The organism is Albidovulum aestuarii (genome assembly GCF_029961185.1).
GTDB classification, from domain to species: Bacteria; Pseudomonadota; Alphaproteobacteria; order Rhodobacterales; family Rhodobacteraceae; genus Albidovulum; species Albidovulum aestuarii.
This window is the reverse complement of sequence record NZ_JASBQQ010000014.1, coordinates 16,493-41,175: the sequence shown is the minus strand read 5'-3', so window position 1 is coordinate 41,175 and position 24,683 is coordinate 16,493. Positions and strand designations below refer to the sequence as shown.

Here is a 24,683-nt window from a genome sequence, read left to right as displayed (position 1 = left end):
GTAGTTGCTTGTCCCCATCTCGGCCTCCTCGCCTCAAAGTTAGGGGGCAAAGCGTCTACAAATCTAGGGGCACCTCAGACAACCCAAATTGGCGGCGCAACTGGCAACTCATACAGTATGCTGCGGACGCAGGAGACGCAGGCGTTCTCGATCAAGTGCAGGCGTTGCCCAAAGTTCCGGAAGCCGCCTTGTCGCTCGCCTTAAGGGTCGGCTCCTCAGACCTGCCCCTTGTCATTGGCCTTGAAACGGCAGCTCCAATTTACTGGCCAGCGATACTTCTGGAATGTTTTCAAACTGCGATGGATCATTTCTGTGAGTTTAGGCGAACTCAGTTGAGAACTGTCTTCGAGGAAGGTGAGCTCGAAGAGGAGGTAGACCGTGCTCTTGCTCGTCGGGTGAATGAGATTGCATGCCTTCGTCCGGACCTTTCGGGCCACCTGGCGATGGCACTGGTTCAAACAGATCGAATTCGCTTGATCGCTGATCCGGAACTTGCTGCAAGACTGGGCGCGTCTATCAGAGGCAACGCGCGGGCACGACTTATTGAAGTTGCACACGAGGCGGTGCGGCGTTTCGATTGGGTTCCATCTGGTCTCGCTAATATTCGCACGTCAGTCCAAATCGAAGGGTTAAGCTTCAATCAACATGCGCAGAAATTGATTGATGCTCCGATTGCGGTAGCCGAGGCATCCCTTGGTTTGAGACAGCCTCTCAAAACACCAGAAATTCTGTCGCTGATTAACTTGCGACTTATCGATCCCGACTATTTCGACACAGCTCTGCCACTGGCAATGGCGTACTTTAAGGAAACCGCTGGCTCATGACAGATCCTAACCTGAACCAAATACTCGAGTCACTCTCGAACCGCGAAGCCACAGCGATGGTCGCTATGCGGCGGATTGCTTCAAAGGGATTAAATGCGGCTCTCCTACGACGCCTGTCTGAGAAACCGGGACAGGTGGATTCTCTGATTGCCGATCCAATATTTGAGATTTCCCGCGCCTGGAAGCCGGCGGAGCAGACTTTCGATGACCTGTCTGGCAACCTGCTCGACGCGCGTCTTGTTGATGCCTTGGATGGGGCCTCAGCGGAACGCATTAAGCGGGAGTGGAGCCCCTATCAGCACCAGCTGCAGGCCTGGAAAGCGGCGAAAGAGGGTCTGTCTTGCCTGGTCAGTTCCGGCACAGGCTCGGGCAAGACTGAGTGCTTCATGGTGCCGATGATCGATGACCTCTTGCGCGAAGATGTCCCCGGGAGGTTGAAGGGCATTCGGGCCATCGTCGTCTATCCGCTGAACGCGCTCATCGAGAGCCAGCGAGAGCGACTTGCCGCGTGGACAGCACCGCTGAAGGATCGAGTAACTTTCGCCCTCTACAACGGACTGACGCCAGAGACGGCAAGGAAAGTTGACCAGGTCAAGCTTGCGCCGGCGGAGATTGGGGACAGAAAAAACATCCGGTCAACGCCACCGTCCATTCTCGTGACCAATGTCACGATGCTCGAATACATGCTGATGCGCTTTGCCGATCAGCCGATCCTGAAGCAGTCCCAGGGCCTCTTGCGTTGGATCGTTCTCGATGAAGCGCACAGCTACGTTGGCTCTCAGGCTGCGGAAATGGCGCTGCTTCTTAGGCGAGTTCGCGCAGCATTTGGTGTGAAACCAGAGGACGTGAGATTGATGGCCACGTCTGCGACCATCAGCGAGGGCGAGGACACCAAAGAAAAGCTCGCCAGCTTTGTCTCTGATCTTGCCGGGATCCCTGAGGATCGAACGCGCGTGATTGAGGGAGAGGCGATCGATGCGGAGTTGCCCAGCCCAGGTGCGGATGTGCCATTTGATCTAGCTGCTCTTCAGGCGGCCCCGCCATCTGAACTTTGGAGCATGCTGGCGCCGCATCCGAGAATTCACGATCTGAAGAAGAAGATGCTCTTGGGAGGCCAAACCTTCAGCGAAATTAAAGGGACGCTGGGCCTCGACCAAACAGAAGTAGCACAGTCCGTCTTGTTCTCGGCTGCCAAAGCAGAAAACCCTGAAGGTGAGAAGCTGCTCCCGTGGCGCTCGCATCTGTTTCACCGCGCACAAGGTGGAATATGGGCCTGCATTGACCCGAATTGCCCAGACAAGGATGCGGAACTCAATCAGCAAGAGGCCAACTGGGACTTTGGGGCCATCCATCTCTTTCAAAAGGATCACTGCACCTGCGGTGCGCCGGTATTTGAGGCGCTCGCCTGTTCAGACTGCGGTACCCCGCATTTGATTGCAGGCATTGAGCAGAGCGGTGGTGACCTACGGCTCATTCCGTTTCATCAGACGGAAATCGATGACTACGCCGTCGATGTTGAGCCTGAACAGGATGAGGCCGAAGAAACCATTACGGATCGCGTTTGGCTGGCCGCCTCGCCAGACCTTGGCGCCAGCTATGTGTCTGTGCCGGAAGGAGAGGTGTTTGACAACGCTGCCCCGGACAACAAACTGAGCGTGCAACTTCGTCTGTTCGATAGTCCAACGGACCGCGGTTGCTGCGCGAACAGCCAAAACGCCAGGCTGATGCCCTTCCGCTTCGGACCGCCGTTCCTCATGGCGAATTCGCTGCCTGAACTGGCTGAGTCACTCGCGCCACCCCTTCAAACATCGGGAGTTCCGATGGGTGGACGCAGGGCAATTACCTTCTCGGACAGCAGGAAAGGCGTTGCCCAGCTGGCGGCAAAACTGCAGCAAGAATCCGAGCGGAACCTGACCCGCGCCTTTCTCTACCACGCGGTGCAAGAGGGCGGCGACCTCGATCCAGAGGCAAGAGCACAACTGGAAAAGAAGCTCGCAAAATATCTGGCGCTACCCGAGCCAGACGACTTTGCCGACGAAATTGCAGATCTCAAAGGCCAGCTTTCGGATCAGGCGAAACCAGTTGCCTGGCGCAACCTCATCAAGCGTTTCTCCGATCAGTCTGAATTAAGGAACTTCGCTGCGGAAGTTTGGCGTCCCAGACGTTTCGGTGGATCACAAATGGCGGATGAACCATCCAAACTTGCGGAAATGTTCCTGTTTCGGGAGCTGTTCCGCAGGCCGCGCGTTCAAAACAGCATTGAGACGATGGGACTAGCTCGACTGGCCTTCCCCGAACTGGAGAACCGTTGCCGGTCCAATATTCCCGCAGCGTTGCAAGAGGTGGGGGTAACAGCGGAGGGGTGGACTGGTTTGGCCCTCGCTGCAATCGACTTCGTGTTCCGGGACAACTTTGCCGCAAACGTCGAGAGCGACGAGTTCGCCCGATGGATTAACCCGCGGCAGCCTGGCCGGCGATCAGTCTTTAGTCCTGAGGCTCGTGAATTAGGAGTTGCAGAGAAAAGCCCTTATTTCTGGCCAGATCCGGAACCGCGTTCGGCGCAAGGGTCCCGCTTCCAAAGACTGGTTTACGGCACAATCGGCGGTGATTGGACGAATGCTGCGGATATTGACCGTGCACGAGAGGTCCTGGATGCGCTCTGGTCGCTCATCAAGTCAACGGCTGCGCGAGATACGGGCGCAGGAGCCTGGCGGCTTGATTTTGAGCGCGCGGCCTTAACGCGCGTTGAGACAGCGTGGCTGTGCCCTGTGACGCGGCGACTGTTCGGTTATGCGCCGGGCAAGCAGGTTTCCCCATACGATCCGGCGCGTGAAATGACGCCGGTTGTCATGCCAAGGATCCCAGAGGCCAACGCAGGAGGCGTCACCCCTGAAGTGCGCGCGCAACTTCGAGAATGGACAGTTGGCGACGAGACTGTTCGGTCACTGCGCGAACGTGCGCTTTGGACCGACTTGCATGACCGAGTATCATATTACGCGCCCTTCTATCGCGCTCAGGAGCACTCGGCACAAATCCCACGGCAATTGCTGTCGGAGTTTGAGGATGAGTTCAAAGAGGGGAAGATCAATCTGCTCAACTGCTCGACAACGATGGAAATGGGGGTCGATATTCCCAACGTTCAGCTGGTCGTGAATTCAAACGTACCGCCCTCAATTTCTAATTACCGGCAGCGCGTTGGTCGAGCGGGTCGGCGCGGAGAGCCATGGGCATTCGCTGCGACGTTCTGCAGGGATCTGCCACTAGATCGAATTACCTTCGAAAATCCCAAGCGTCTACTTGAGGCGCCCATCGCGGCGCCGGCGGTTCGCTTGGACAGCCCAATCGTTGTGGGAAGACACGTGAATGCGGCCTTGCTTGCCGGTTTCCTAAGGGATCGTATGGCGGGCATCAATGTGAGATCTACCGTCGGCGACTTCTTTGGAGCGACTGAGGATCCGGACAATCCGGTGGAACCCGATGCGCCGGCCGACGTCTTCCTCGACGCGTTGCGCGGCGCTTGGAGCTCAGAAGATGTGGCCAAGGAAGCCATGGGCAACTTAACACGCGGAACTGTGTTTGATCAGGTCTCTGTAGAAGAGCTCGCCGCACAGGCCGCGAACGCCTTCGAAGAATTGCTCAATCAGTGGCGCGCAGAGCATGCAGAAATTCTGACGAGGGCAAGCCTCTCCAATGATCCGGAAGCGTCAAAGTCGTTAAACCTGAAGGCGAAGAAAATGGCAGGTCAGTTTCTGCTGAGTGTTCTCTCGCAACGCGGGTTCACCCCGGCTTATGGATTCCCGGTTGATGTCGTCACATTTGACCATATCACCGGCGAGACCGGCCCCGTCGAAACGGCAACCTCTGAAATCTTGGATCGTCTTGGAGGTGCAAGTAGGACGCTCGATATTGCGATCCGCGAATATGCCCCGGGCGCAGAAGTCGTCATCAATGGTCTGGTGCATAAGTCAGAGGGCATCTTGCCAGCCTGGCGAAGCTCCACCGACGCGTCTGGCATCGAAGATTTGGGCATTCATTGGCACTGTGCGACCTGCAATGAATTCGGCTTGTCCAAGACCGGCTTTCCTGAAGCTTGCCCGGAATGTGAAGCGTCAAATCTGAACTGGTTTCGCAGTCTTCGCCCATCGGGATTTATCGGCCGTCAATGCCCACATACTGGTTACGAAAGTCTCGGATTCGTGCCGTCTGAGATGCCGAAAGTCTCGGCCTCGGGCGAACCGTGGGTTTCGCTACCCGATCCTGATGCCGGACGTATTCGCGTGAATTCGTCGGGCAGGCTTTTGACCTTCGGAGCAGGTCTAGACGGGTTTGGATACGCCGTTTGCCTTGCATGCGGACGCGCAGAATCTGAAACCGGTGAAGAAGAGGGTAATCCCTGGCCGACTGCAATGAAGGGTCATAAACCTCTGGCGCCTGTCCAAGAGGCCGACCTGCAGGGGGGAAGATGCCCAGGCGGCGATCCTGCGGCGGGGCGGGTTCAGCGCAATGTCAGGTTCATTCATGATGCATCGACCGACGTGTTCGAACTGCAACTCCCGCGAGGTGCGAAGTCGGGGGAGGCGCTCGCTGTTGCCGCGGCACTTCGAGAGGCGCTGGCCCGAAAACTAGGCACCGAATCTAGAGAGATCGGCGTCGCCTGTTCGCGCACGCGCGGCCCGTCAGATGATCCCCGTGCAACAGCGGTTATATTCGACCACGCGGCCGGCGGAGCTGGTCTCTCGTCGAGACTAGCGGAGGCTGACTGGCTTTCCGATGTCCTTCAGCAGGCGGCAATAATTCTCGATTGCTCGGCAGACTGCGACAATGGCTGTCCTGCCTGTGTCTTGCGCCCCGATATCAATTTCATCGGCGACAAGCTCGACAGGCGAGCAGGCCTCGAGGTCATGCGGAGTGTTATGCAGAAACTCAGGTTACCTGATGAGTTGCGGGTATTCGGCCCTCAGACTTCGGTTGTGGGACTTCCAGTTGCAGACTGGATTGAAAGACAAAGACGGGCGAGGAAACTCTCCGAACTTACGGTATTCCTGCACAGTGATGTCAAAAACGAAGCCTGGGATCTGGATACTTGGCCCCTTCAACCGGTGCTCGTCCGGGCATCGCAAGAAGGGATTAGGCCGCGCATTGTTCTACAGTCGAAAGCGTTGTTGGGCGGGGGGTTCGATCTCAACCAGGCGCTTTGCCTCCATCGCTTTTCGACTTTCGCAGACATCATGCACTTGCAAACCCTGCCAACGATTGGCGGCACGCCGATCATAGCCTGTATTTCAAGCTCGGATGAAGAGATCGCGATCGCTGCGACGGATAGTCTGTCGTCGATCCCAGGTGAGTATTGGGGATTGGCAGAGACATCGCTCTGCTTGAAGGGCCCCGCGCCTAGTATTGCTGACCCACAAATCCTTTCCACGACATCGCTTCTTCAACAAATGAGTGGCAACGCGAAAGTCATCGAGATCAAATCCAAGCTAGATGGCCCCATGGCCGAATTTGGATCGGGTTTTTGGCAGCTCTTGAGGCAAAGTGATGTTCTCACTGTCGCGAAGATACAGAGCTCAGGTGTTAAATCTATTACCTACCGAGATCGCTACTTGCTGACGCCACTCGCTTTGAGGTTATTCGCGGAAGTCTTTCGTGCCATACCTGGGACTAGAAGAAATGGCGTCAAAGTACTGATAGAGTCCTCTCACGTGGGACCAAGTGCAAGAAATGCCTACTCAGTTTTCGATGCCTTTCCTGACGATGGTGTGAGGTCAGATGTTATTTCCAATATTTTTCCGGGCGCAACGGTCAAAATAAAGCCAAAGAGAGAACTGCCCCATGAAAGGCAAATGGTGCTTTCTCTTGAGGACGAGCGGGAGCTGATCATAAATTTTGATCAAGGCTTTGGCGCTTGGCAGGTTGTTGGCAAGCCGCGACACAGGTTCGATGACCGCCCTTCGGAGCAAGCTGTCTCTTTGTTGAATTTGTCTGCGAGTGTGACAATCCGAGAAGGTCAAAATGGAACTGTGATTGTCAGGAGTGGAGCAAGTGTCGTGTAGTGACAGCGGTATGGTGCGGCTTCGTTGGGTGATTGCGTGTAATTCTGAGTCAATGGGGACTACCTTCATCGGAAAATATACTGAATATGCCCGTATTGAGCACTAGTAAACTCTTGCCTGGCCATCAGAACGCGAGCCGTGGTAGTTAGTATGTCCGGCAGAGTTATCCCTTATCAAAATCAATACTCTCACTACTTAACCATTGGCTTTGTCTGAAATATCACGGCGATCCGATCCAAGATCTGCTTATTTGCGTTCCGTGACGCTTGCTCCGCCGCATCGAGCAGCTCTTCCATTCGGACGCGCACTTCCGAGAGCGTCTTCGATGGTTGCTGCTCAAAGAATCCAAAAATGGTATCGATCCCCAAATAATCTGGGATCTCTCTTTCTCTTTCGCTACGTTGGCTGACGTCCTTCTTAGCTTCGATCCAGTGGGGATCGAGCTCCTGAGCCCAGGCCTCCGCCAGCTTTTCAAGCGATGGGAGCGTCAGATGCCCGAACCTGTTGTAGCCTTGGTTCTTCGAAGGGCCCGAGGCGAGAAACCTATCCAAGGACTCCAAGAGTGAAACCGTGCGCTCAGGACGAATATCCCAGTGTGCGAGGCCTTCCAATGTCGGCTGGAGGCCCTCGATCACAGAACTCAACTCTGCATCTGTCGGCCGATCTTGGTGCTTTCCAGCCTTAACGGTCTCGCCGTAGGCATCGCGTAGCAGCCTTGTCACTTCCGGCTGATCCCGGATTATTTCGTGGCGATCGTCGATCTCGCGGACGGCCAATAGTCGGGGAGGCAAATAAGACGACTCGACCAGCGATGGTGAACGCCCACCAAGGGCAATGATGGTCATTGGTGACTTGCCGGCCAGAAGACAAAGCTCGGCGCCCCAAAGACTTTGAGGCTTGATGCGCTCCATAGTCTGCAGGAGATCGCTTGGCAGCTCGCGCCGCATGTCTTCGACTAGATCATAGAGGTTGTTGCGGCGAAGTGGCCGCGGCTTCTTGTGCTGTTCCAGGATCATGTCGGTCAGGTCGCCGGCCGAGAACTCGAGATACTCGTCTGCGAGATCTGAAGCTCCGATCCCGGAAAGCAGAGCGATGGACTCGATGCGGTCCCTGCCTTTCTTGTCAGAGGACAGCACCAGGCCAGGGAGGTCGAAGGTGGTATAGGTGATCTTGGCGTGCGGACTGTCGATACGGTCGATCCGTCCAAGACCCTGCAGCATGCTCTTGATGTCGGACGTCACGCCAATGATGCCCAGAGCGCGCGCCCGCTGAAGATTGATGCCTTCCGCCATTTGAAAGGTCATGAACATCGCCCGCCGTCGATCATCGACTGCCTTCTTGCCATCGAGGGCGAGGTATTCTTGGGCCTCAGCGCCATTCCTGGCGACTGTCACACCGCTTCCAGATCCGAGCTTGTGGCTTGCGGCTACGAGGATCACGTCCGGCTTGGGGCCTTTGCGAGAGGAGAGCAGGCGCGCGTAGACTTCGAGAACGCCGATCCGCTCAGAAAGGAAGATCACCTGTCGATGTTGATTGAGCATTTCCGCCATATGTTCGGCGCGTTGCTCGTCGATCGCATCCAGCTCTGGCCTCTGGAGTAGCTCTCCAATGCGATCGCAAATCGGCGTGGCCGTTCTCCTATCCAAGGGGAGTTCGCCGCTCTGCGGTAACGTGGGGATCGTTTCCGTTTTGCCGCCACGACTTTCTTTTTCGGAGCGTCGAAGACTCTCACCGATCGACGTCCGACCACGCGGGTCCGCATCGACGGCTCGACGGTACTCCCAGTCCTCCCGGGCAAACGTGATCGAAGACCTGAGGACAGCGAGGAAATTACGGATGTGGATGCGCGCTTTGTCGTGGAAGCGGACTTCCGTGTGACCGGCGCGTTTGGGATCGGCGGAGACGAGGGTCGTGCCGGTTGAGATGCTCTCGGCAAGTTTCCTGATCTCTTCGAGGATTGCCGACTGCGTGGCTGTCAGGTCCACATCGATCCTGATGCTTTCGATTTCAGGGTAGGCGAAGATGCCTGGGCCGCGGATTTTGGATTCTCCGACACAGTGGCGTTGTCGCCTCACGACGTAGGGGGCCAAAGCATCTGCCATGTCCGCCTGGATCTCACGGGGATCGAGACGTTTGGAAGCCAGGCGACCTTCGGCTTCCCTGACCGGTCGCTCAAGGTCCGCTTCCGACAGAAACAGATCCGCCATGCCGGAGCGTTGACGATCCTCGAAGCTCTGCTTCAGCGCTTGGAGTTGCCCAAGTTCCGCGGACCGCTCGCGACCCCGCTTGAGGTTGTCGTTGATCCGAGCCGTGATCTCGGGGGGCACATAGATCGATGCCCGCCGTTCATGGAACGCGAGAAGTCCATCAAGCCCCTGGTTCCCCATTAGGGTTGCCGACAGGCACGACGTCAAGATGGCGGGACTCTGTTCGAAGACGAGCGATCGCCGAGACGGCGCGAGGTAGCGCGAGTTCAGCCGATGGCTCTCGTCCACGATCATGGACGCTGATGATCGAACGCCTCTGTGGATATCCTCGAGTTCTTCGGCCTCCTCGCCTTTGCTGCGTGAGAGGTGGCTGTGCTTGATGAGATTGAGGTTCGCCGGTTTGTTCTTGTCCCAGTTGCGGAAGACGCTCGCCGGAATGATCCCCAGTGCCCCATTTCGGGTTTGGTCTGGGCGTTCGTTGCCGTGTCTGAGGACGACGCTCGAGTGCATCGTCGGTAGGACGGTGGCCAGGTGCTTGCCGATGTCAGTCTTCCCCGCGCCGGTCGGCGCTTCGACGAAGGCGAAGCCGTGCTCATAGGCCGTGCCTGAGGCCTCGTAGACAAGGTCTCTCTGAAACGGCAGCGGCGGGCGACCGGCTGCGCCATCTCCGCCGACGCACCAGGGCTTAAACGACATCATTTCGTGGACGGTGCGGGCGAGCGCCTCCTCGGCGCTGACTGGCCGAAGCAGTGCGCGCAGGATCTCGAGGGCCTGATCCGTCCAGTCCGTGCCGAGGGTCCAGAAATTCTCGGCGACCTGCCGTCGCGTCTTTGCGAGATCATGAAAGGGTTGAAGGTCGTCGACATACTCCAGGTTTCGTCTCAGCCCGCCGTAGGAGAAATTCGCGCTTCCGGCCAGTGCTCCACTCTCGCTGACATAAAGCTTTGAGTGGAGCATGGCATGGCCACGGCCAAACCGCTCGCGCGCCAGGTCAGCATCGAAAATCCGAAGTGAGATGGCACCAGATGCAATGGCATCGTAGGCCAGCACGGCGTGCAATTCGTCGAGGGATCGGAGTGACAGCCCCCGCGTCTCGAGAAAATAGTCGCGGGCCTCGTCCGAAAGTGCGCGTCCGGCACCGTCCATGCTGGTTTGCGTGTCGGTATTGCTGCCAAAGAGGACTCGGATCGTCTCAGGTCCTTCGTCCGAGATATTTGGTCGCGCCCTAAGGATGATGGACATCGCCGAAAGAAAGTCCTGGTATCCGGTGACGACCAGAGCGTTCGACCCATTGAGAACCCGCTCGATTAAGTCCTGGACGGAGCGTTCGCCATTCGAGGCCCAGTCCAAGTGTGCCCTTGAGCTGGGCACGGTGGCCTGCGAATGGACCGTCCCGGTGCTGGGCGTATCGGCTCGCTCCTCGGGCGCCTTGGCGCCACGGAATAGGAATCTCGATATAAAACTGTCTGCTCTCTCGCGCGTCATGCGGTTTACCTCGACAGCAGTCTAACCTGTCAGGCGATTCCTCCAAGCCATTGAATTCGGAACAGTTCGTGAGTTCGGGCTGTGATTGATGAGCCGAAGCACCTTTCCGTAAGGTCAAGTGCTTCGGCTCGTTACGAGGGAATTCTCGCGGGTATGGTCGAGTGGATAATCCCGACCTGGTGGGCTCCGAGCGGTGATGTCAGAAGAACTTGGCTTGCGACAGGGCAGGGGTCTGAGTAGCTACTTGGGATGACGAAACCTGACCCTTTCAAATACTTCAAGACGAGCCGCGAGATTATCCGCTTGGCAGTCATGATGTACGTTCGCTTCCCGCTGTCGCTGAGAAATGTCGAGGATCTGCTACATGAGCGCGGGATCGACATCAGCCATGAATCCGTGCGGTTCTGGTGGAACAGGTTCGGCCCGATGTTCGCTTCCGAGATCCGCAAGAAACGCGCCGAGCGCCTGCGCTCGGGTCCGCAGTGGCAGTGGCACCTGGACGAGATGTTCGTGAAGATCAGCGGCGAACGCCACTACCTATGGCGCGCCATCGATCACGAGGGCGAAGTCCTGGAGAGCTTTGTAACGAAGACGAGGGACAAGAAAGTCGCGTTGAAATTCATAAGGAAATCAATGAAGCGCTACGGTCGGCCGCACGTTTTGGTAACAGACAAGCTTCGATCCTACGGCGCAGCGCTGAAGGAGGTCGGAGCTGCGGACCGGCATGAGACAGGCCGCTGGCTGAACAACAGGGCTGAAAATTCGCACCTGCCGTTCCGACGACGAGAACGGGCGATGCAACGCTTTCGGCGACTGCGAAGTCTGCAGATGTTCGTCGCCGTCCACGCCTCGGTCTTCAATCATTTCAACTCGGAGCGCAGCTTCTACACGAGGGCAAATTTCAAGAAGAACCGCGCCGCCGCTCTCGCCGAGTGGCGTCAACTCGGCGCGGCATAAGGGGCAGCCATCCTGCCCTTGTAGAGACGAGTTCGAATTGGTCTGACAGCACCTCGCTGGTTGAACAACCGAGCAGAGAATTCGCATTTGCCATTCCGACGACGCGAACGGGCAATGCAACGCTTTCGGCGGATGCGAAGTCTGCAGATGTTCGTCGCCGTCCACGCCTCGGTCTTCAACCATTTCAATTCGGAGCGCAGCTTCTACTCCAGAGCCAACTTCAAGAAGAACCGCGCCGCCGCTCTCGCCGAGTGGCGTCAACTCGGCGCGGCATAAGGGACAGCCTGCTGCCCTTGGTGAGACCAGTTCGAATCCGTCTGACAGCTCCAAATTGGCCTATCGATAGACCAGTTCTGGCAGCCACGTTATGACTTCGGGCACCAGCATGCAGACCATCAGCCCGACAACCTGAAGCAACAGGAACGGGATCGCTGACCGGAAGATATCCGACATCGGGATCGAGTCCGGGGCCACCCCGCGCAGGTAGAACAGCGCATAGCCGAAAGGCGGCGACAGGAAGCTCATCTGCATGTTGACGAGGTAGAGAACGCCGAACCACAGGACGAGATCGTCATTGCTGTCAAAGCCGAAGGCCGCCGCGCCGAGCGATTTGATGATCGGCACGAATATCGGCACGCAGAGCAGCAGAATGCCCACCCAGTCGAGGAACATCCCGAGGATGATCAGGATGATCTGCATCACGATCAGGATGCCCCAGGGTCCAAGGCCTGCGCCCTGCATCGTTTCCTGCACGAATTGCTGGCCGCCTTCGAGAACGTAGAGACCAACGAAGATCGTCGCGCCGAACATGATCCAGATGACCATGGCGCTGGCCTTCAGCGTGGTTATCGAGGCTTCGCGGATCGTCGGCCAGTCGAGCCGCCGGTGAATGGCCGCAACGATGAACGCGCCGAACGTACCGATGCCGGCCGCCTCCACCGGCGTTGCCACGCCCGAGAAGATCACGCCCAGAACGACCGCGATCAGCATGATCGGGGCCGACATCTTGCCCAGAAGCTGGAATTTCTCGCGCGTGCTCACCCGCTCGTCGAACGGGATCGGCGGGCCGAGGTCCGGATTGATATAGCAGCGGATGGTTACATAGAGGATGTAGAGACCCGAGAGCATCAGGCCCGGAATGACCGCGCCGATGAACAGCTCACCCACCGACTGTTCGGCGACGACCGCGTAGATGATCGCGAGGATCGAGGGCGGGATCAGGATCCCGAGCGTGCCGCCCGCCATGATCGATCCCATCGCGATCTTCGGGTCGTAGCCGCGCTTCAGCATTGCAGGCAGGGCAATGATGCCCATCGTCACCACCGCCGCACCGATCACGCCGACCATTGCAGCAAGGATCGTCGAGGCAATGATCGTGGCCGAGGCGAGCCCGCCTTTCACGCCGCCGAGAACCTTGTAGATCACGTCGAACATGTCGTTGATGATACCGGCTCTTTCCAGCATCGCCGCCATGAAGATGAATAACGGGATCGCGGAAAGCTGATAGTTCGTCATCAGCGGGAAGATACGGCTTGGCACGATGTTCAACGCCCGCGCGTCGCCCAGAACGAACAGGAAGACGCAGGCAAGACCGCCGGTCACGAAGGCCAGCGGAAGCCCCGCCATCAGGAGCGCCAGCAGCGATCCGAACATGATGAGCGTCAGAAGCTCAATGGAGATATCAAGACCCATGCTTCAGGCTCCTCTCGCGATCGCGCGAATGTCTTTTGAGATTTTCGACACGCCCTGCAGGACCAGCAGGACGCCGCCGACGAACATCATCCATTTCATTGGCCAGAGCGGAACTTCCCATTCGTTGAAGCTGATTTCGCCCCAGCGGATCGCGGGATCGGTCCAGTCGCGCAATGACAGGCCGCCCAGCATCTCGCCGAAGCCGATCTGGCCGCGCGCCCAGTCGGAAACGACCGAGTTGCCCGACGGAACGGCGATGGCATCCATCGCGAAGATGTAGGAGGTCACGAGAAGCGTACCCGCGAAGATGAAGAAGAAAACCGACGTCACAAGATCGGCCCAGGCCTTCTTCGGTCGGGTCAGCGGCGCGTGGAAGATATCTACCCGCACATGGCTTTCGGTCAGCATCGCGTAGGCACCGGCAATCAGGTACTGCATGCCGAACATCAGGTACATCGACTCGTGCGCCCAATTGGTCGGCGAGTTGAAGACGTAACGGCTGATGACCTCGTAGTAGTAGACAAAGACTGCGATCACTGCCCAGTAGCTGACGAATTCACCGGCAAAGAGCGACAACCGGTCGATCCAGTTCTCTGCCCATTCATGATCTGCCTTGCGGGCGTCCGGGTCGATCTGCGCGGCTTTCTCGGCGATCTCCTCGTCAATAATGCTTTCCTCAACCGGTTCCTGCGCCGCAAGGCCATTAGCCCTGCGGACAAGGCCGGGAACGAGAAGCGCATCGATCGCAAGCAGTGCGAGAATGGCATAGAACGCATAGCGCGCCGCATTGCCCCAGAAAGCCCGATCGGCCTGAGCGACCTCAGCTATGGGTTGCGCCTTGGCAAGATCGGCTTCGGCCGTCGCGATACGTTCGCGACCGACAACGATTCCATCCTCGGCACGCTTCAGGCGTCGCTCAGCGCTCTTCTTGGCGAAGGAGCCAGTTTCGGCCGCCTCGGCCTCGGCACGGAACTTCTCGATATCGTTTTCGGCGGTCTCAAGTCGTGGCCGTTCGCGTTCCAGTGTGCGCTCGGCAACCTTGACGAGGTTCGTTGCGTCCGACATCGCGGCGCGGGCGTCGCGCTCCTGCGCGTTGCTCCACAGAACGCAGAGGAAGATGGGTATGTAGACGAACCCCAGAAGGCTTTTCAGATAGAAGCGGTGAAGCCCAAGGATACCGCCCGTCACGAGGATCAGATAGGCAAGCGGGGCACTGTATCCCGGCCGATCCGGCCGGGCCCGTCGCGCCAGGATCATTCCGGCGACCGGAAAAAGGATCAACCCGAGCCAATAGGCCCAGTGCGGCAGCGTGAAGTCGATGTTTGGCATTGCGGAGTCCCGGGGATTGGCCGCGCCTTTCGGCAGAGAGGGCCCGCGCGAAGCGTCCGCACGGGCCCGTCGTCAGGTCCGTGACCGGTTCAAAGGTCCAGCGTCAGGCCTTCGATCTGTGCCGGCGTCACGTATCCGAGCGAGCCGGACATCATGTAGTCGAGCTGGATCTTGAAGACGCGCGCCGCATCCTTGTCGCGGTTGGCGTAGTTGAACCAGATCGGCACGGCGACCTCGGTCAGGAGCTCCACGTCGTCCTGGCTGAGGCGGGTGACCTCGGTGCCTTCGGCTGCGAACTTGCCCCAGGCTTCCTGGTCGGCCTTCTGGATCGCGGCATGGTGCATGTCGGAGTAGACATGCGTCTCCATCTCGACGAACTGACGCATTTGCGGCGACAGTGCGTCCCACGCGGTTTGTGAAACCGTAATGTCCATAAGGTCGACCGGCTGATAGACCGACATGAAGCCCGGAGGTCCTGTCAAAGGAACTTAGCTTGAGGCGGGCAGGGCGGTCACGTAGCGTTTCCGGATGACGAAACGCTCGCCCTTCCGCTACTTCAAGACCAGCCCCGAAGTCATCCGGCTAGCCGTGATGATGTATATCCGGTTCCCGCTTTCGCTGCGGAATGTCGAGGATCTTCTGCACGAGCGGGGCATCGATATCTGCCATGAGACGGTCCGATTTTGGTGGCATCGGTTCGGGCCGATATTCGCCTCGGAGATCCGAAAACGTCGGGTAGAGGGCCGGCGCTCAAGCCGCTGGAGGTGGCACTTGGACGAGATGTTCGTGAAGATCAATGGCGAGCGCCATTACCTATGGCGGGCTGTCGATCACGAAGGCGAGGTTCTTGAGAGCTTTGTAACGAAGAAGCGAGACAAGAAAGCAGCATTGAAATTCTTGAAGAAATCACTGAGGAGACACGGTTCAGTCGACGAATTCGTCACCGACTGTCTGCGCTCATATGGAGTTGCCTTGGGTGATCTCGGCATCCGCGATCGCCAGCAAACCGGCCAGTGGATGAATAACCGAGCGGAGAATTCGCATCTGCCATTCCGAAGACGGGAGCGGGCGATGCTCCGCTTCCGACGGATGCGAACACTGCAGAAGTTCGCTTCCGTTCACGCCTCCGTCTCGAACCATTTCAACCAGGAACGCTGCCTCTCCAGTCGACACCTCTTCAAGACCAACCGTGCCGCTGCTCTTGCCGAGTGGCGCGGTCTTTGCGCGCAATAAGGGACAGCTCTACTGTCCAAGCTGAGACTGGTTCGAATTCGTCTGGCAGCACCGCCAGCCCACACTTTCCCTCACTCGCGCACAGTTCGACTTGATCCTTATTTTATAAGGATTTTACGCGTCAAACTGCGAGTCTTGGCACGCCCCACTTCTCTTCGATTTTCTTCACTTTCGTCCACTTTGTGGTATGTTATGTGGTACGGAGCGGAGGGCCAACATGATTTCGGGTAAGCTGACGAAAGCAAAGGTCGAGTCTCTTGGGCCAGGGCGGCACGGCGACGGCAATGGCCTCTACCTTGTTGTGGATCCGTCAGGGGCGAGGCGCTGGGTGGTTCGCGTGGTGGTCAAGGGCCAGCGCAACCGGCAAGGTGGGCCATTACGCACAGACTTCGGGCTCGGGGGCTCGAAATTCGTGGCACTTCAGGAGGCGCGTGCGAAGGCGCTTGAATACCGAAGGCTGGCAAGATCCGGGCTCAACCCCCGTTACAATGCGAAGCGCGAAATTCCAACTTTCGAAGAAGTTGCCCGGCAAGTTCACCTTGAGCGGCTCCCGACATGGAAGAACGAAAAGCACGGCGCGCAATGGATCAACACATTGTCCGACTACGCCTTCCCGCTGATCGGACGCTTGCCCGTCTCGGACATCGGACAGCCAGAGGTGCTATCGTGCCTCACGCCGATCTGGACCACGAAGCCCGAAACGGCGCGCCGGGTATCGCAACGGATCAAGACCGTCCTCGATGTCGCCCGCTCGAAGGGCTTTCGGACCGGTGAGAATCCCGTGGTCGGCATCCGGGACGCCCGCGTGTTGCCAAAGATTAGGGCGCGTGCTGAGCATCACACGGCCATGGACTGGCGCGACGTGCCCGCCTTCTATGCCGATCTAAGATCACGCGGTGCAATGGCAGCAAAGGCCTTGATGTTCACCTGCCTGACCGCGTCCCGCACGAGCGAGGCGCTGGGCGCGAGCTGGGAAGAGTTCGACTTCGACGCAATGCTCTGGACTGTCCCGGCCAGCCGAATGAAGGCTGGAGAGACGCATCGCGTGCCGTTGACGGGTGAAATGCTCGCGATCCTTGAACCGCTCAAGGCGCTGGGTTCCGAGTTCGTGTTTGAAGGGCAGAAGCGGCACAAGCCACTTTCCAACATGTCGATGCTGATGCTGCTGCGCCGGATGAAAGTCGAAGGCGCGACGGTACACGGTCTCAGAAGCTCTTTCCGGGATTGGGCTGCGGAGTTTGCGAAAGCCCCGCGTGAGGTCGCCGAAATGTGCCTTGCGCACCGAATCGGATCGGCGGTGGAGAACGCTTATGCGCGCTCGGACCTGCTGGATCGGCGGCGTTCGCTGCTGGAAAGGTGGTCAAATTTCGTCAGTGCCAGCGAAGCTGCCGTGGTTAATTTCGAAGCGAGAGCAAAATCTTAATCCATAAAGGTCCCGCCTGAAGAGGCTTTCCGCAAGAATACGAAGTCGAACAAAAGCGAAACAAATCTGGTTGTAATACAGGAAGGGTAGCACGATACTACCATTATGAGTGCAGGCATCCCTACCGACAAGCCAGACCTAACCGACCAGTTGCATGATATTGTGGACCGGATGCTTGCCCCGCACGGCAAGAAGAGTCCAAGGGGTCGTACTGTTCTTGCTGCTGGTGACAACCCCTTTGAGATTTCCAGGCCTAACGAGCACGATTCACGAGCGGATTTTAAGCGGGAGTACGATGCGGTAGTTGGCGCAATTGAGAACATCTCTCGTTTGATTTCGCTTCTGCTACCAACGGAAGATGACGAAGACGGAGGCAAGATGATGGACCGGCTCAGTCCAATCATCAATCACAAGATGCGATCGAATTCACGCCGCTTGCAGCCCGACAGTAGCATGAACTTAGTTCGAAGAAATGTTGGCGACGTTGGCGGTTATACGGCGACCATGTGGGCGTTGGTCGACTTCAGAGCAGCTTTACGTGACCGGGCGCAGGAGTTGGAAGATCAGAACAGCAAGTTCTGGAATTTGCCCCACCGGGCACCTGACCACTACGCTAGGGCAATCGCTTTGCGCTTAGCCCGTCTGTTTGCGGAACAAACTGGCCAGTATCCTACGTATGGGACGTCTGGTATTACGGGTGAGGCGTCTACCTCATACACAAGGGCACTGCGCGAAGTCTTCGTGCTACTTGAGATCAAACCCAGCGAGCGGACTTACGCAGAGTGGGCTGTGTCTCAGCTAACTGACGATGACCTCAAACCCGCCAGTAATGCGCTGTTACGCGCGATGATGGCAGGACCATTGCCGGGTCTAGGTGACGGCATCCTGGGCACATTGGCGCGTGATCTCGATAAAAAGCCCGCCGGAGAGTAGCCCTTTCTGCACATGTGCTGACGGATTTTTTCAAGCGTAAACTAACAGGGTTTTCTGGCGCCATGAACCAACCAAGGAGATTGGAACGTGGCAAACATCTTCGAGCAAAATCGCAATTACGTTCTTGGTGATCCCGAGTTAGATCTTATCGGAGACCGGGAGAAGCTCGCGCAATGGCGACACAAGAAGATCGGCCCGGCCTTCTATCGGCTCGGTCGCAAGATCGTTTATCGTGGCGCAGACCTGAACGCCTGGGCCGAGGCGCATCGCGTTGAACCCCACTCCTCGGAGCAAGGCTGATGCGTCGTCGCCGGATCAGCTCCAGACGGGTCAAGCTCCACCGGAGTTATACAGTCGAAGAGCTGTCAGACGTGACCGGAGCAACGGAGCCCACCGTGCGCAATTGGCTACGCCGGGGGCTTCCCGCGCTTACATCACGTCGGCCAACCCTCATCCTTGGCCGCGATGTGCGCGCCTTTTTGGATGTCGAGGCGAATCGGCGCAAACGCCCGACGCCGATTGGCAAGTTCTTCTGCTTTCGCTGCAAGGAATGCCACCCGCCCGCGCTGGGCATCGCAGATTATCTCCCCCTCGGCCCATCTCATGGCCGCTTGGTGGCCATCTGCGAATGCTGCGAAGGCACCCTTAGCCGTATCGTCAGTGTCCGCGATCTGCCCACTTGGCGCGCATTCTGTGAGATCGGCGGCGGCTTCGATGGGAGCGACTAATGGAACCCCTCAAACGATACTGAAAACAGAACTACGGAGGCAGAGCATGACCGCCCGGAAATTCAACGAAGAGAACGAGCGCATGAAGCGCGAATACCGTCGCTACTTGGCGAACGCCATGGGCCGTGACGAAAAGAGCATAGACAAGGTGGACGCGGCCCTCGCTGAATTCGATGCTGCAACCGGTTACAAGTCCTTCAAGGCTTTCCATCGAGACTGGTGCGAACGCTTTAAGCGTCACCTTGAAAAGCGCCGCAATGTACAAACCGGACAGCCTCTGTCACTTGCAACGCGCGACGCGATGCTGCGCAACACCAAGGGCTTTTTTCACTGGCTCGCGTCCCAAAAGGGCTACAAGTCGCGGGTTAGTTATGCCGACGTCGAGTATTTCAACAACAAGACCAAAGACGCCCGAGCGGCCCATGCGGAGCGCCCGAAGATCTATCCGTCCATGGAACAATGCGACCACGCCTTTCGAAATATGCCCGAGGGCAGCGAGGTGGAGCGGCGCGACAAAGCAATATTCGCGCTGTTGATGTTGACCGGCGCGCGGGACTCTGCGCTCGCGACGCTACGCTTGAAGCATGTTGATCTGGTGCAAGACATGATTTTTCAGGACGGTCGCGAGGTTCGGACGAAGAACAGTAAGACCATCGAAACTTGGTTCTTCCCGGTCGATCCGATGTACAGGGCTTTCTTCGGTGTATGGGTGAAATATCTCAGGGATCGTCTCTACGGCCCGGCCGACGCCCTCTTTCCAAAACAGGACGTCGCACCGGGAAAAGAGGGATTTGTCGCTCAGGGACTGGCTCGCGACCCCTACAGCAACGCACAGCGCGTGCGAGAGGCGATCAAATCGGCATTTCGGGAGGAGGGCTTGCGGGAGTATGGGCCGCATAGCTTTCGTACGATGCTGGCACTATACGGTGACAAAGTCTGTAAGACGCTGGAAGAACGCAAGGCTTGGTCTCAGAACCTGGGCCACGAGCATTTGGCAACAATGGTGTCGGCATATATGCCGGTACCTCGGGAACGACAGAAGGAACTGCTTCGAGCACTGGGTGTGGCTTGATGGTCTGGCATGGGCCGAGGTTGTGTGAAAACTATTGGCAATCGCCGAGTTCATCCCAAAGCGGGGTCAGCCGTCGCTCTATCGTGGACTTCAGCGTCGTTTGTGCCGTTTCGCGGAACTTTCCACTAATAAGGAATCGGATGCTGCCTGGCCGTACTTAGGGACTAGGAGCCTGAACGTTCTGGATCGGAAGCCCGCGTCCGCATCGGTGCCCAGGTCGCACGCGCCACCACCGAGGTAAGGGCCGAGCCCATCGAACCGGGCTGTGCCGGAATGCCCAATTTTGCGGAGTCGCTTTCGGCCCTTTGCCGACCTTCGTCATACCGTCACGATTCTGCGGGCGCAGCCCGCATACCTGCCGTTCGCTGCGCATGCGAAATTTGGAGGTGACCGAACTCACAATATGCGGACAAGATGGTCATTGGGGCCGTTTCGGCAAATGACGGGTTCTGTTACTTCGCAACAGGGTTATCAGAAGGCCGTTGGTGAGCGTGTCGTCGTTGCAGCGAGAATTAGTTGGCCGGTCCTTACCGGGGCGGTCGTTCCAATCGTTGTCAGAATAAACGCTGCGACACCAGGCACCAACTCGGTGTAATCGCTCAAGCCTTCCTCTCGATCAGGTTCATAGAGGGTTTGTTATCGGCCGCAACTGGAGTAGATACAGCGTCTGACCTGCGAGCGCCCATTCGATATCATGCGGGCCGGGTCCGAAAATCTCGTCGCACTTCACCGTGAGGGCTGCCAACGCATCGAGATCTGCCGTCGTCAGACAAGGCCGTTCGGCCAGGTCCGGTCCAACCCTCTCCTGACGTGTCGCCCCATTTGGATCCCGCCGTACGGCCAGGTCCTTGTAGCCCGCAACCCGTTCGAGAACGTCCCCAGCGCGCCCGATCCGGAAGCGATCCGGAATGACTAGACCCTGAACGATCGCTTCGCCAAGCCCCCAGGCGGCCTCGATAACAAGCTCATCCGCGCCGGTCACCGGATTGCGGGTGAAGAGTACCCCGGCAACATCCGCATCGACCAGTTGCTGGATCACCACGCCGACGCGCACCGCCATGTCCGCGCCTACGCGCGCGCGGTAGGCCATTGCCGACTCGGTGCGCGCCGATTGCCAGACCGCCTCGACCGCCGCGATGGTCGCGTCATAACCTTTGACATTGAGCAGGGTCGCATGTTGCCCGGCAAAGCTGGCAGCGGCCGAGTCTTCGCCAATCGCCGAGGACCGGACCGCGAGAGCATTGGGCAACGCGTTGCAGATCCTGTCAACTTCCGCACACGCTCCATCCTCTTTCCGGACGATCGATTCGACCAGATCGTAGTGGAGGCCGAAACCGCCGGGAACGGGCAGCCCGGCGCGGATCGCCGCGCCAAGCTGCGCTGCCTTGCCGCCAAACAACTGCGCATCGGCGGCGGCGGATAATGGAACCGCGATCACGAAGAACTGACCCGCACTTCTCCGGTCGTGCCATCGACCGTGATCTGCGCGCCGTCCGGAATCCGCGAAGTCGCGTCGCGGGTGCCGACCACACTCGGGATGCCGTATTCGCGGCCAACGATTGCGGCATGTGACAGCAATCCTCCCGCATTCGTGACAATAGCTCCGAGAAGCGGGAGCACGATGTTGAAGGACTCGGTGGTCGTAGCGGTCACCAGCACGTCACCTCGCCGCAACCGGCCAAAATCGACTGGCCCATCGATGACGCGGGCGGTGCCGGTAAAGCTGCCGGGACTGGCGCCGGTGCCGCGAATGACCGTGGCGTCGCTCTCGGGTGCCGGGCCGCCGCCGAGTGCTGCGATCGCCGATCCCATCGCCTGCATCAGTCGAACGACGTCCGGCGGAAGGCCATCGAGCGGCGGCGGCGGCGAGGGTGGGTCGCCGAGCACGGCCGGCGCCTGATCGGTCCGATGCGTCTTGCGGTAGGTGGAGCGATCGGCCAGTTCGGCAGCGCTTGGTCCACCCTCTCCACGAACCAGAGAACGAATCTCCTCGTAACCGGCCTCCACAAGATGGGCTGGTTCGGCGATCCTCCCCTCGGCGGCCAGTCTTGCGCCGGCCACGAGAAGCGCCCTGCGCATGATGCCTGCCGCCCATACGTCGCTATATAGGCCGCGTTCGTCGCGCAGCCTCGACATCACGCGAACTTCTCCGAGCAACTCGTCGAACAGCTCCCGGTTCTCTGTTGGAACCTTGTCGCGAAGTCGGGCTACTTCGTCCTCGGTCGCGGTTTTGGCCGCCGGAGCACCATGCTCGACCCCGAGACGAATACCGGCAACGAGCACCTCTGGCACTTCGATCGCCGATGGTTCACCTGTATCGAGGCTGTCGAGCAGCCGGTGCGCGACAATGCCGAGATACGCGCAGGCGGCCTCGCCGACTTCCCCCGGCAAGCGGCAGAGCTGCGCGAGGATCTCTGCGTCCGGCGTTTTCGAGGCAAGCAGCCTGCCCGCTTCGGGATGGTGGCGTATGGCCGCAACGAGGCGGTCGAGCTCTGGAAACGAGCCCGCAGATTCCGGCGCGGAGCCGCGCGTGAGCGCCAGGAACTCGCCCAGTGGCAGGCCGGTCCAGGCGCCGACATGCGCCATGAAGTCGCCGACCGGGATCATCGCCGCCGCATTGAAACTGTGGTGCTGCCGGACCATCCGCTTAAGGTGCTCCCGGCACCGGTCGAGATAGGCGACGAACGCATCCCCGGACAGTATCTCGGGGTCTATTGCCAGAAGGTCTTTATGCGCCCTGATCGCAGCAGGTTTCACCTCGTGATCCCAGAGCGCCAGATCTTCGCGCCAGAGTTTGTCCCGGAAGACCTTCGACGCAGCTTCGAACCGGGCGGGTATCTCTTCTGCCGGTGCCGGCACCGGCGCCGAATAGGCGAAGCCATTCACAAATTGGTAGCTCAGTGTATCGATCAGTAACCCGTAGCGCCGCGCGCAGTCGCGGAATCCTTCCGCGAGGTTCGGCGGATGGACCTCGGCCTGGAACCGCGAGAACGGGCGCGGCACATGGACGGTGTCGATCGCCCATGAGCCCGGACCCGGCGCTTCGAATGCTGCCGTGGCAAGGTTGCCGTCAATAGCCATGATGTTGTCCCCCGTGATCCGACGGGAGTCACCCACTCCCATATCGGATCAGCGCTACGTTACCAGATGTCCCAATTCTCGCAAAATCGCTTTTGGCACCATGCAGGTCATGATTGGTGGCATTGAAATGTCACCGTGAAATGGCCGCGGCGGAGGGCTTTCCCGGCAATCTGAAAGCCGCGAGAACCGAAAGCAGTACGGCGGCGGTGAACAACCTGATCATGATGTCATGGCGAAGGAAGCTGACCGTGCTGTCGCTCCCAAGGACGGCGCCGAGGACAAGGATGCTGACAATCCCGCCGAGGTAGCGCATGGTCGAACTTGCGCCGGCGGCCATGCCAGCCCGTTCAGGATTGACCGCAGACATTGCGGCGGATTGGGCCGGAGCACTGGACAGACCCATGCCAACTCCGAACAACAAAAGCGCATGGACTGCATCTCCTGGGGCTGTGAACGAAGCAAGGCGCCACAGCATCAGGACACCGACGAAAAGCGGAATGAAGCCCAGAAGCGCCGCGAACCTTGATCCGATCCGGTCGGTCAGCTGCCCGCCTATCGGAGCCGCAATGACCATTCCGATCATCATGACGAAGAGCATGTATCCCACCTCGCGCGGCGCAGCGTGCCGAAACAAGGAAAAGAACTGAGGCAGTTCGAATAACAGCCCGTACATGGCAAAGTTCTGAAGGGCGATAATGGTTGTTCCGGCCGCAAAGGCGGGGAGAGCGAAAAGCCGGGGATCGAATACAGGAATGATGGTTTTCGCCTCCCAGGCAATGAAGGTGATTCCGGCGGCAAGGGTCGCGATCAGCGTGATTGCAAGAGTGAAGCCCTCTGATTTGCTGGAAAGGATCAGAAGCGACAGGGCGAGTGCGAGAAGGCCAACGCCAGCAAAGTCGATCGACCGGGCTAGTTGGGCGGCGGTATGGCGGCGGAAAGTTACAGGCTGAGGTATGGGGAAGGTTCTAAGCAGGATCGCAGCTAGGGCAAGGAATGGCAGATTGGCTAGAAATATCGCCCGCCAGCCAAGCAAGTTAACGATTTCGCCGCCCAGCGCGGGCCCGCCGGCTGCGGCAAGACCCATCGTCGCGCCAAACAGACCGAACACCCGGCCACGACACTCTGCGGGAACATGCAGGCGAAGCAGCGCGAGCGTGGCAGGGACCACGAGCGCGCCCGCCAGCGCCATGGTGATGCGCGACATCAAAAGCAGACCAACGTCCTGAGCAACGAGACCGCACGCCGCGCCGATCACATAAAGCGAAATCCCGGCCCAAAGGATCCGGGCGTGTCCGACAAGATCACTGATCTTGCCAGCAGGGCCTTGGCAGACGACGTTGACGACCAGATAACCAGTGACCAGCAAGCTTGTAACCAGGACGAGATCCGTTTCGATCCCATCACCGATTGACGGCAATGCCACAGCGATGAGCGTGGACCCGAGCGGCGCCTGCGCCGAGGCGAGCAGCAACGCTGCAACCGTCACGCCTCGCATGGTTCTTGCTTAGTCATTTGGCGTCACGCAACGGCCCCTTGCTATACGTTTGAGGCGCAAATATGCAGACAAGGCAAGATGCTGTCGAGAAATAGTACGCGCCGCGCCGATAACGCTGATGTACTGCTCAGGCGCAGTGCTGCCGCCCTGAGCCAAAACTAGTTCCCCGCC

General features: G+C 58.6%; 16 protein-coding genes and 1 pseudogene. 10 read left to right on the top strand and 7 right to left on the bottom strand.

The genetic code is table 11. The annotated features are described in order from the left end of the window. Together QKW60_RS20695 and QKW60_RS20690 are read left to right on the top strand one after the other, a co-directional pair. A partial coding sequence (locus QKW60_RS20695; RefSeq protein WP_282371577.1) for a hypothetical protein occupies positions 1 to 824 on the top strand: 824 nt, incomplete at its 5' end. Then, positions 821 to 6,877 carry a DEAD/DEAH box helicase gene (locus tag QKW60_RS20690; protein WP_282371576.1) on the top strand — a complete coding sequence of 2,019 codons (6,057 nt, stop codon included), beginning with the start codon at positions 821 to 823 and terminating at the stop codon, positions 6,875 to 6,877. The genes QKW60_RS20695 and QKW60_RS20690, both read left to right, overlap by 4 nt. Before the next feature lie 191 nt (positions 6,878 to 7,068). Here QKW60_RS20690 and QKW60_RS20685 read toward each other — a convergent pair whose 3' ends face one another. Next, complete coding sequence (locus QKW60_RS20685) at positions 7,069 to 10,569, bottom strand: phospholipase D family protein (protein WP_282371575.1); 3,501 nt, start codon at positions 10,567 to 10,569, stop codon at positions 7,069 to 7,071. 249 nt (positions 10,570 to 10,818) lie between these two features. Here QKW60_RS20685 and QKW60_RS20680 point away from each other — a divergent pair, with 249 nt between their 5' ends. Beyond that, entirely contained in the window at positions 10,819 to 11,526 is a 708-nt protein-coding gene (locus tag QKW60_RS20680; protein ID WP_282371574.1) for an IS6 family transposase, read from the top strand. A gap of 54 nt (positions 11,527 to 11,580) precedes the next feature. Next, positions 11,581 to 11,802 (top strand): annotated as a pseudogene (locus QKW60_RS20675) (DDE-type integrase/transposase/recombinase); the annotation flags it as partial. Positions 11,803 to 11,862: 60 nt separating this feature from the next. On the opposite strand, the gene QKW60_RS20670 reads toward QKW60_RS20675, so the two are convergent. The 3 genes from QKW60_RS20670 to QKW60_RS20660 all read right to left on the bottom strand — a co-directional run bounded on the left by QKW60_RS20670 (position 11,863) and on the right by QKW60_RS20660 (position 15,008). Next, the gene (locus QKW60_RS20670) at positions 11,863 to 13,218 is read right to left on the bottom strand and encodes a TRAP transporter large permease (protein WP_282371573.1); all 1,356 of its coding nucleotides are present in this window, start codon (positions 13,216 to 13,218) and stop codon (positions 11,863 to 11,865) included. A gap of 3 nt (positions 13,219 to 13,221) precedes the next feature. Further along, positions 13,222 to 14,547, bottom strand: coding sequence for a TRAP transporter small permease subunit (locus QKW60_RS20665; RefSeq protein ID WP_282371572.1), 1,326 nt, complete (start codon positions 14,545 to 14,547; stop codon positions 13,222 to 13,224). A gap of 89 nt (positions 14,548 to 14,636) precedes the next feature. Then, positions 14,637 to 15,008, bottom strand: coding sequence for a type 2 periplasmic-binding domain-containing protein (locus QKW60_RS20660; protein ID WP_282371571.1), 372 nt, complete (start codon positions 15,006 to 15,008; stop codon positions 14,637 to 14,639). A gap of 67 nt (positions 15,009 to 15,075) precedes the next feature. Between QKW60_RS20660 and QKW60_RS20655 the strand changes: the two genes are divergently transcribed. The 6 genes from QKW60_RS20655 to QKW60_RS20630 all read left to right on the top strand — a co-directional run bounded on the left by QKW60_RS20655 (position 15,076) and on the right by QKW60_RS20630 (position 19,936). Next, positions 15,076 to 15,780 carry an IS6 family transposase gene (locus tag QKW60_RS20655; RefSeq protein ID WP_282371569.1) on the top strand — a complete coding sequence of 235 codons (705 nt, stop codon included), beginning with the start codon at positions 15,076 to 15,078 and terminating at the stop codon, positions 15,778 to 15,780. A gap of 217 nt (positions 15,781 to 15,997) precedes the next feature. Further along, positions 15,998 to 17,203, top strand: a complete 1,206-nt coding sequence (locus tag QKW60_RS20650; RefSeq protein ID WP_282371567.1) for a tyrosine-type recombinase/integrase — start codon at positions 15,998 to 16,000, stop codon at positions 17,201 to 17,203. Positions 17,204 to 17,308: 105 nt separating this feature from the next. After that, a complete protein-coding gene (locus QKW60_RS20645) occupies positions 17,309 to 18,136 on the top strand; it encodes a hypothetical protein (protein ID WP_282371565.1) in 828 nt (275 codons plus the stop codon). An 87-nt stretch (positions 18,137 to 18,223) separates the two neighbouring features. Then, positions 18,224 to 18,436, top strand: a complete 213-nt coding sequence (locus QKW60_RS20640; protein WP_282371564.1) for a MerR family transcriptional regulator — start codon at positions 18,224 to 18,226, stop codon at positions 18,434 to 18,436. Continuing rightward, positions 18,436 to 18,864 carry a helix-turn-helix domain-containing protein gene (locus tag QKW60_RS20635; RefSeq protein ID WP_282371563.1) on the top strand — a complete coding sequence of 143 codons (429 nt, stop codon included), beginning with the start codon at positions 18,436 to 18,438 and terminating at the stop codon, positions 18,862 to 18,864. Before QKW60_RS20640 ends, QKW60_RS20635 begins: the two co-directional genes overlap by 1 nt. A 46-nt stretch (positions 18,865 to 18,910) precedes the next feature. Continuing rightward, positions 18,911 to 19,936, top strand: a complete 1,026-nt coding sequence (locus tag QKW60_RS20630; protein WP_282371561.1) for a tyrosine-type recombinase/integrase — start codon at positions 18,911 to 18,913, stop codon at positions 19,934 to 19,936. 622 nt (positions 19,937 to 20,558) lie between these two features. Here QKW60_RS20630 and QKW60_RS20625 read toward each other — a convergent pair. From QKW60_RS20625 to QKW60_RS20615, 3 genes are all read right to left on the bottom strand, one after another. Beyond that, entirely contained in the window at positions 20,559 to 21,374 is an 816-nt protein-coding gene (locus QKW60_RS20625; RefSeq protein ID WP_282371559.1) for a PEP/pyruvate-binding domain-containing protein, read from the bottom strand. Then, entirely contained in the window at positions 21,371 to 23,017 is a 1,647-nt protein-coding gene (locus QKW60_RS20620; RefSeq protein WP_282371557.1) for a PEP-utilizing enzyme, read from the bottom strand. The genes QKW60_RS20625 and QKW60_RS20620 overlap by 4 nt, the downstream gene beginning before the upstream one ends. Positions 23,018 to 23,147: 130 nt before the next feature. Beyond that, entirely contained in the window at positions 23,148 to 24,512 is a 1,365-nt protein-coding gene (locus tag QKW60_RS20615) for an MFS transporter (RefSeq protein WP_282371556.1), read from the bottom strand. Positions 24,513 to 24,683 lie beyond the last annotated feature (171 nt).

Coding starts and splice junctions, on each gene's coding strand:
- QKW60_RS20690 (WP_282371576.1), top strand. CDS start 821: ATGACAGATCCTAACCTGAACCAAATACTCGAGTCACTCTCGAACCGC.
- QKW60_RS20685 (WP_282371575.1), bottom strand. CDS start 10,569: ATGACGCGCGAGAGAGCAGACAGTTTTATATCGAGATTCCTATTCCGT.
- QKW60_RS20680 (WP_282371574.1), top strand. CDS start 10,819: ATGACGAAACCTGACCCTTTCAAATACTTCAAGACGAGCCGCGAGATT.
- QKW60_RS20670 (WP_282371573.1), bottom strand. CDS start 13,218: ATGGGTCTTGATATCTCCATTGAGCTTCTGACGCTCATCATGTTCGGA.
- QKW60_RS20665 (WP_282371572.1), bottom strand. CDS start 14,547: ATGCCAAACATCGACTTCACGCTGCCGCACTGGGCCTATTGGCTCGGG.
- QKW60_RS20660 (WP_282371571.1), bottom strand. CDS start 15,008: ATGTCGGTCTATCAGCCGGTCGACCTTATGGACATTACGGTTTCACAA.
- QKW60_RS20655 (WP_282371569.1), top strand. CDS start 15,076: ATGACGAAACGCTCGCCCTTCCGCTACTTCAAGACCAGCCCCGAAGTC.
- QKW60_RS20650 (WP_282371567.1), top strand. CDS start 15,998: ATGATTTCGGGTAAGCTGACGAAAGCAAAGGTCGAGTCTCTTGGGCCA.
- QKW60_RS20645 (WP_282371565.1), top strand. CDS start 17,309: ATGAGTGCAGGCATCCCTACCGACAAGCCAGACCTAACCGACCAGTTG.
- QKW60_RS20635 (WP_282371563.1), top strand. CDS start 18,436: ATGCGTCGTCGCCGGATCAGCTCCAGACGGGTCAAGCTCCACCGGAGT.
- QKW60_RS20630 (WP_282371561.1), top strand. CDS start 18,911: ATGACCGCCCGGAAATTCAACGAAGAGAACGAGCGCATGAAGCGCGAA.
- QKW60_RS20620 (WP_282371557.1), bottom strand. CDS start 23,017: ATGGCTATTGACGGCAACCTTGCCACGGCAGCATTCGAAGCGCCGGGT.
- QKW60_RS20615 (WP_282371556.1), bottom strand. CDS start 24,512: ATGCGAGGCGTGACGGTTGCAGCGTTGCTGCTCGCCTCGGCGCAGGCG.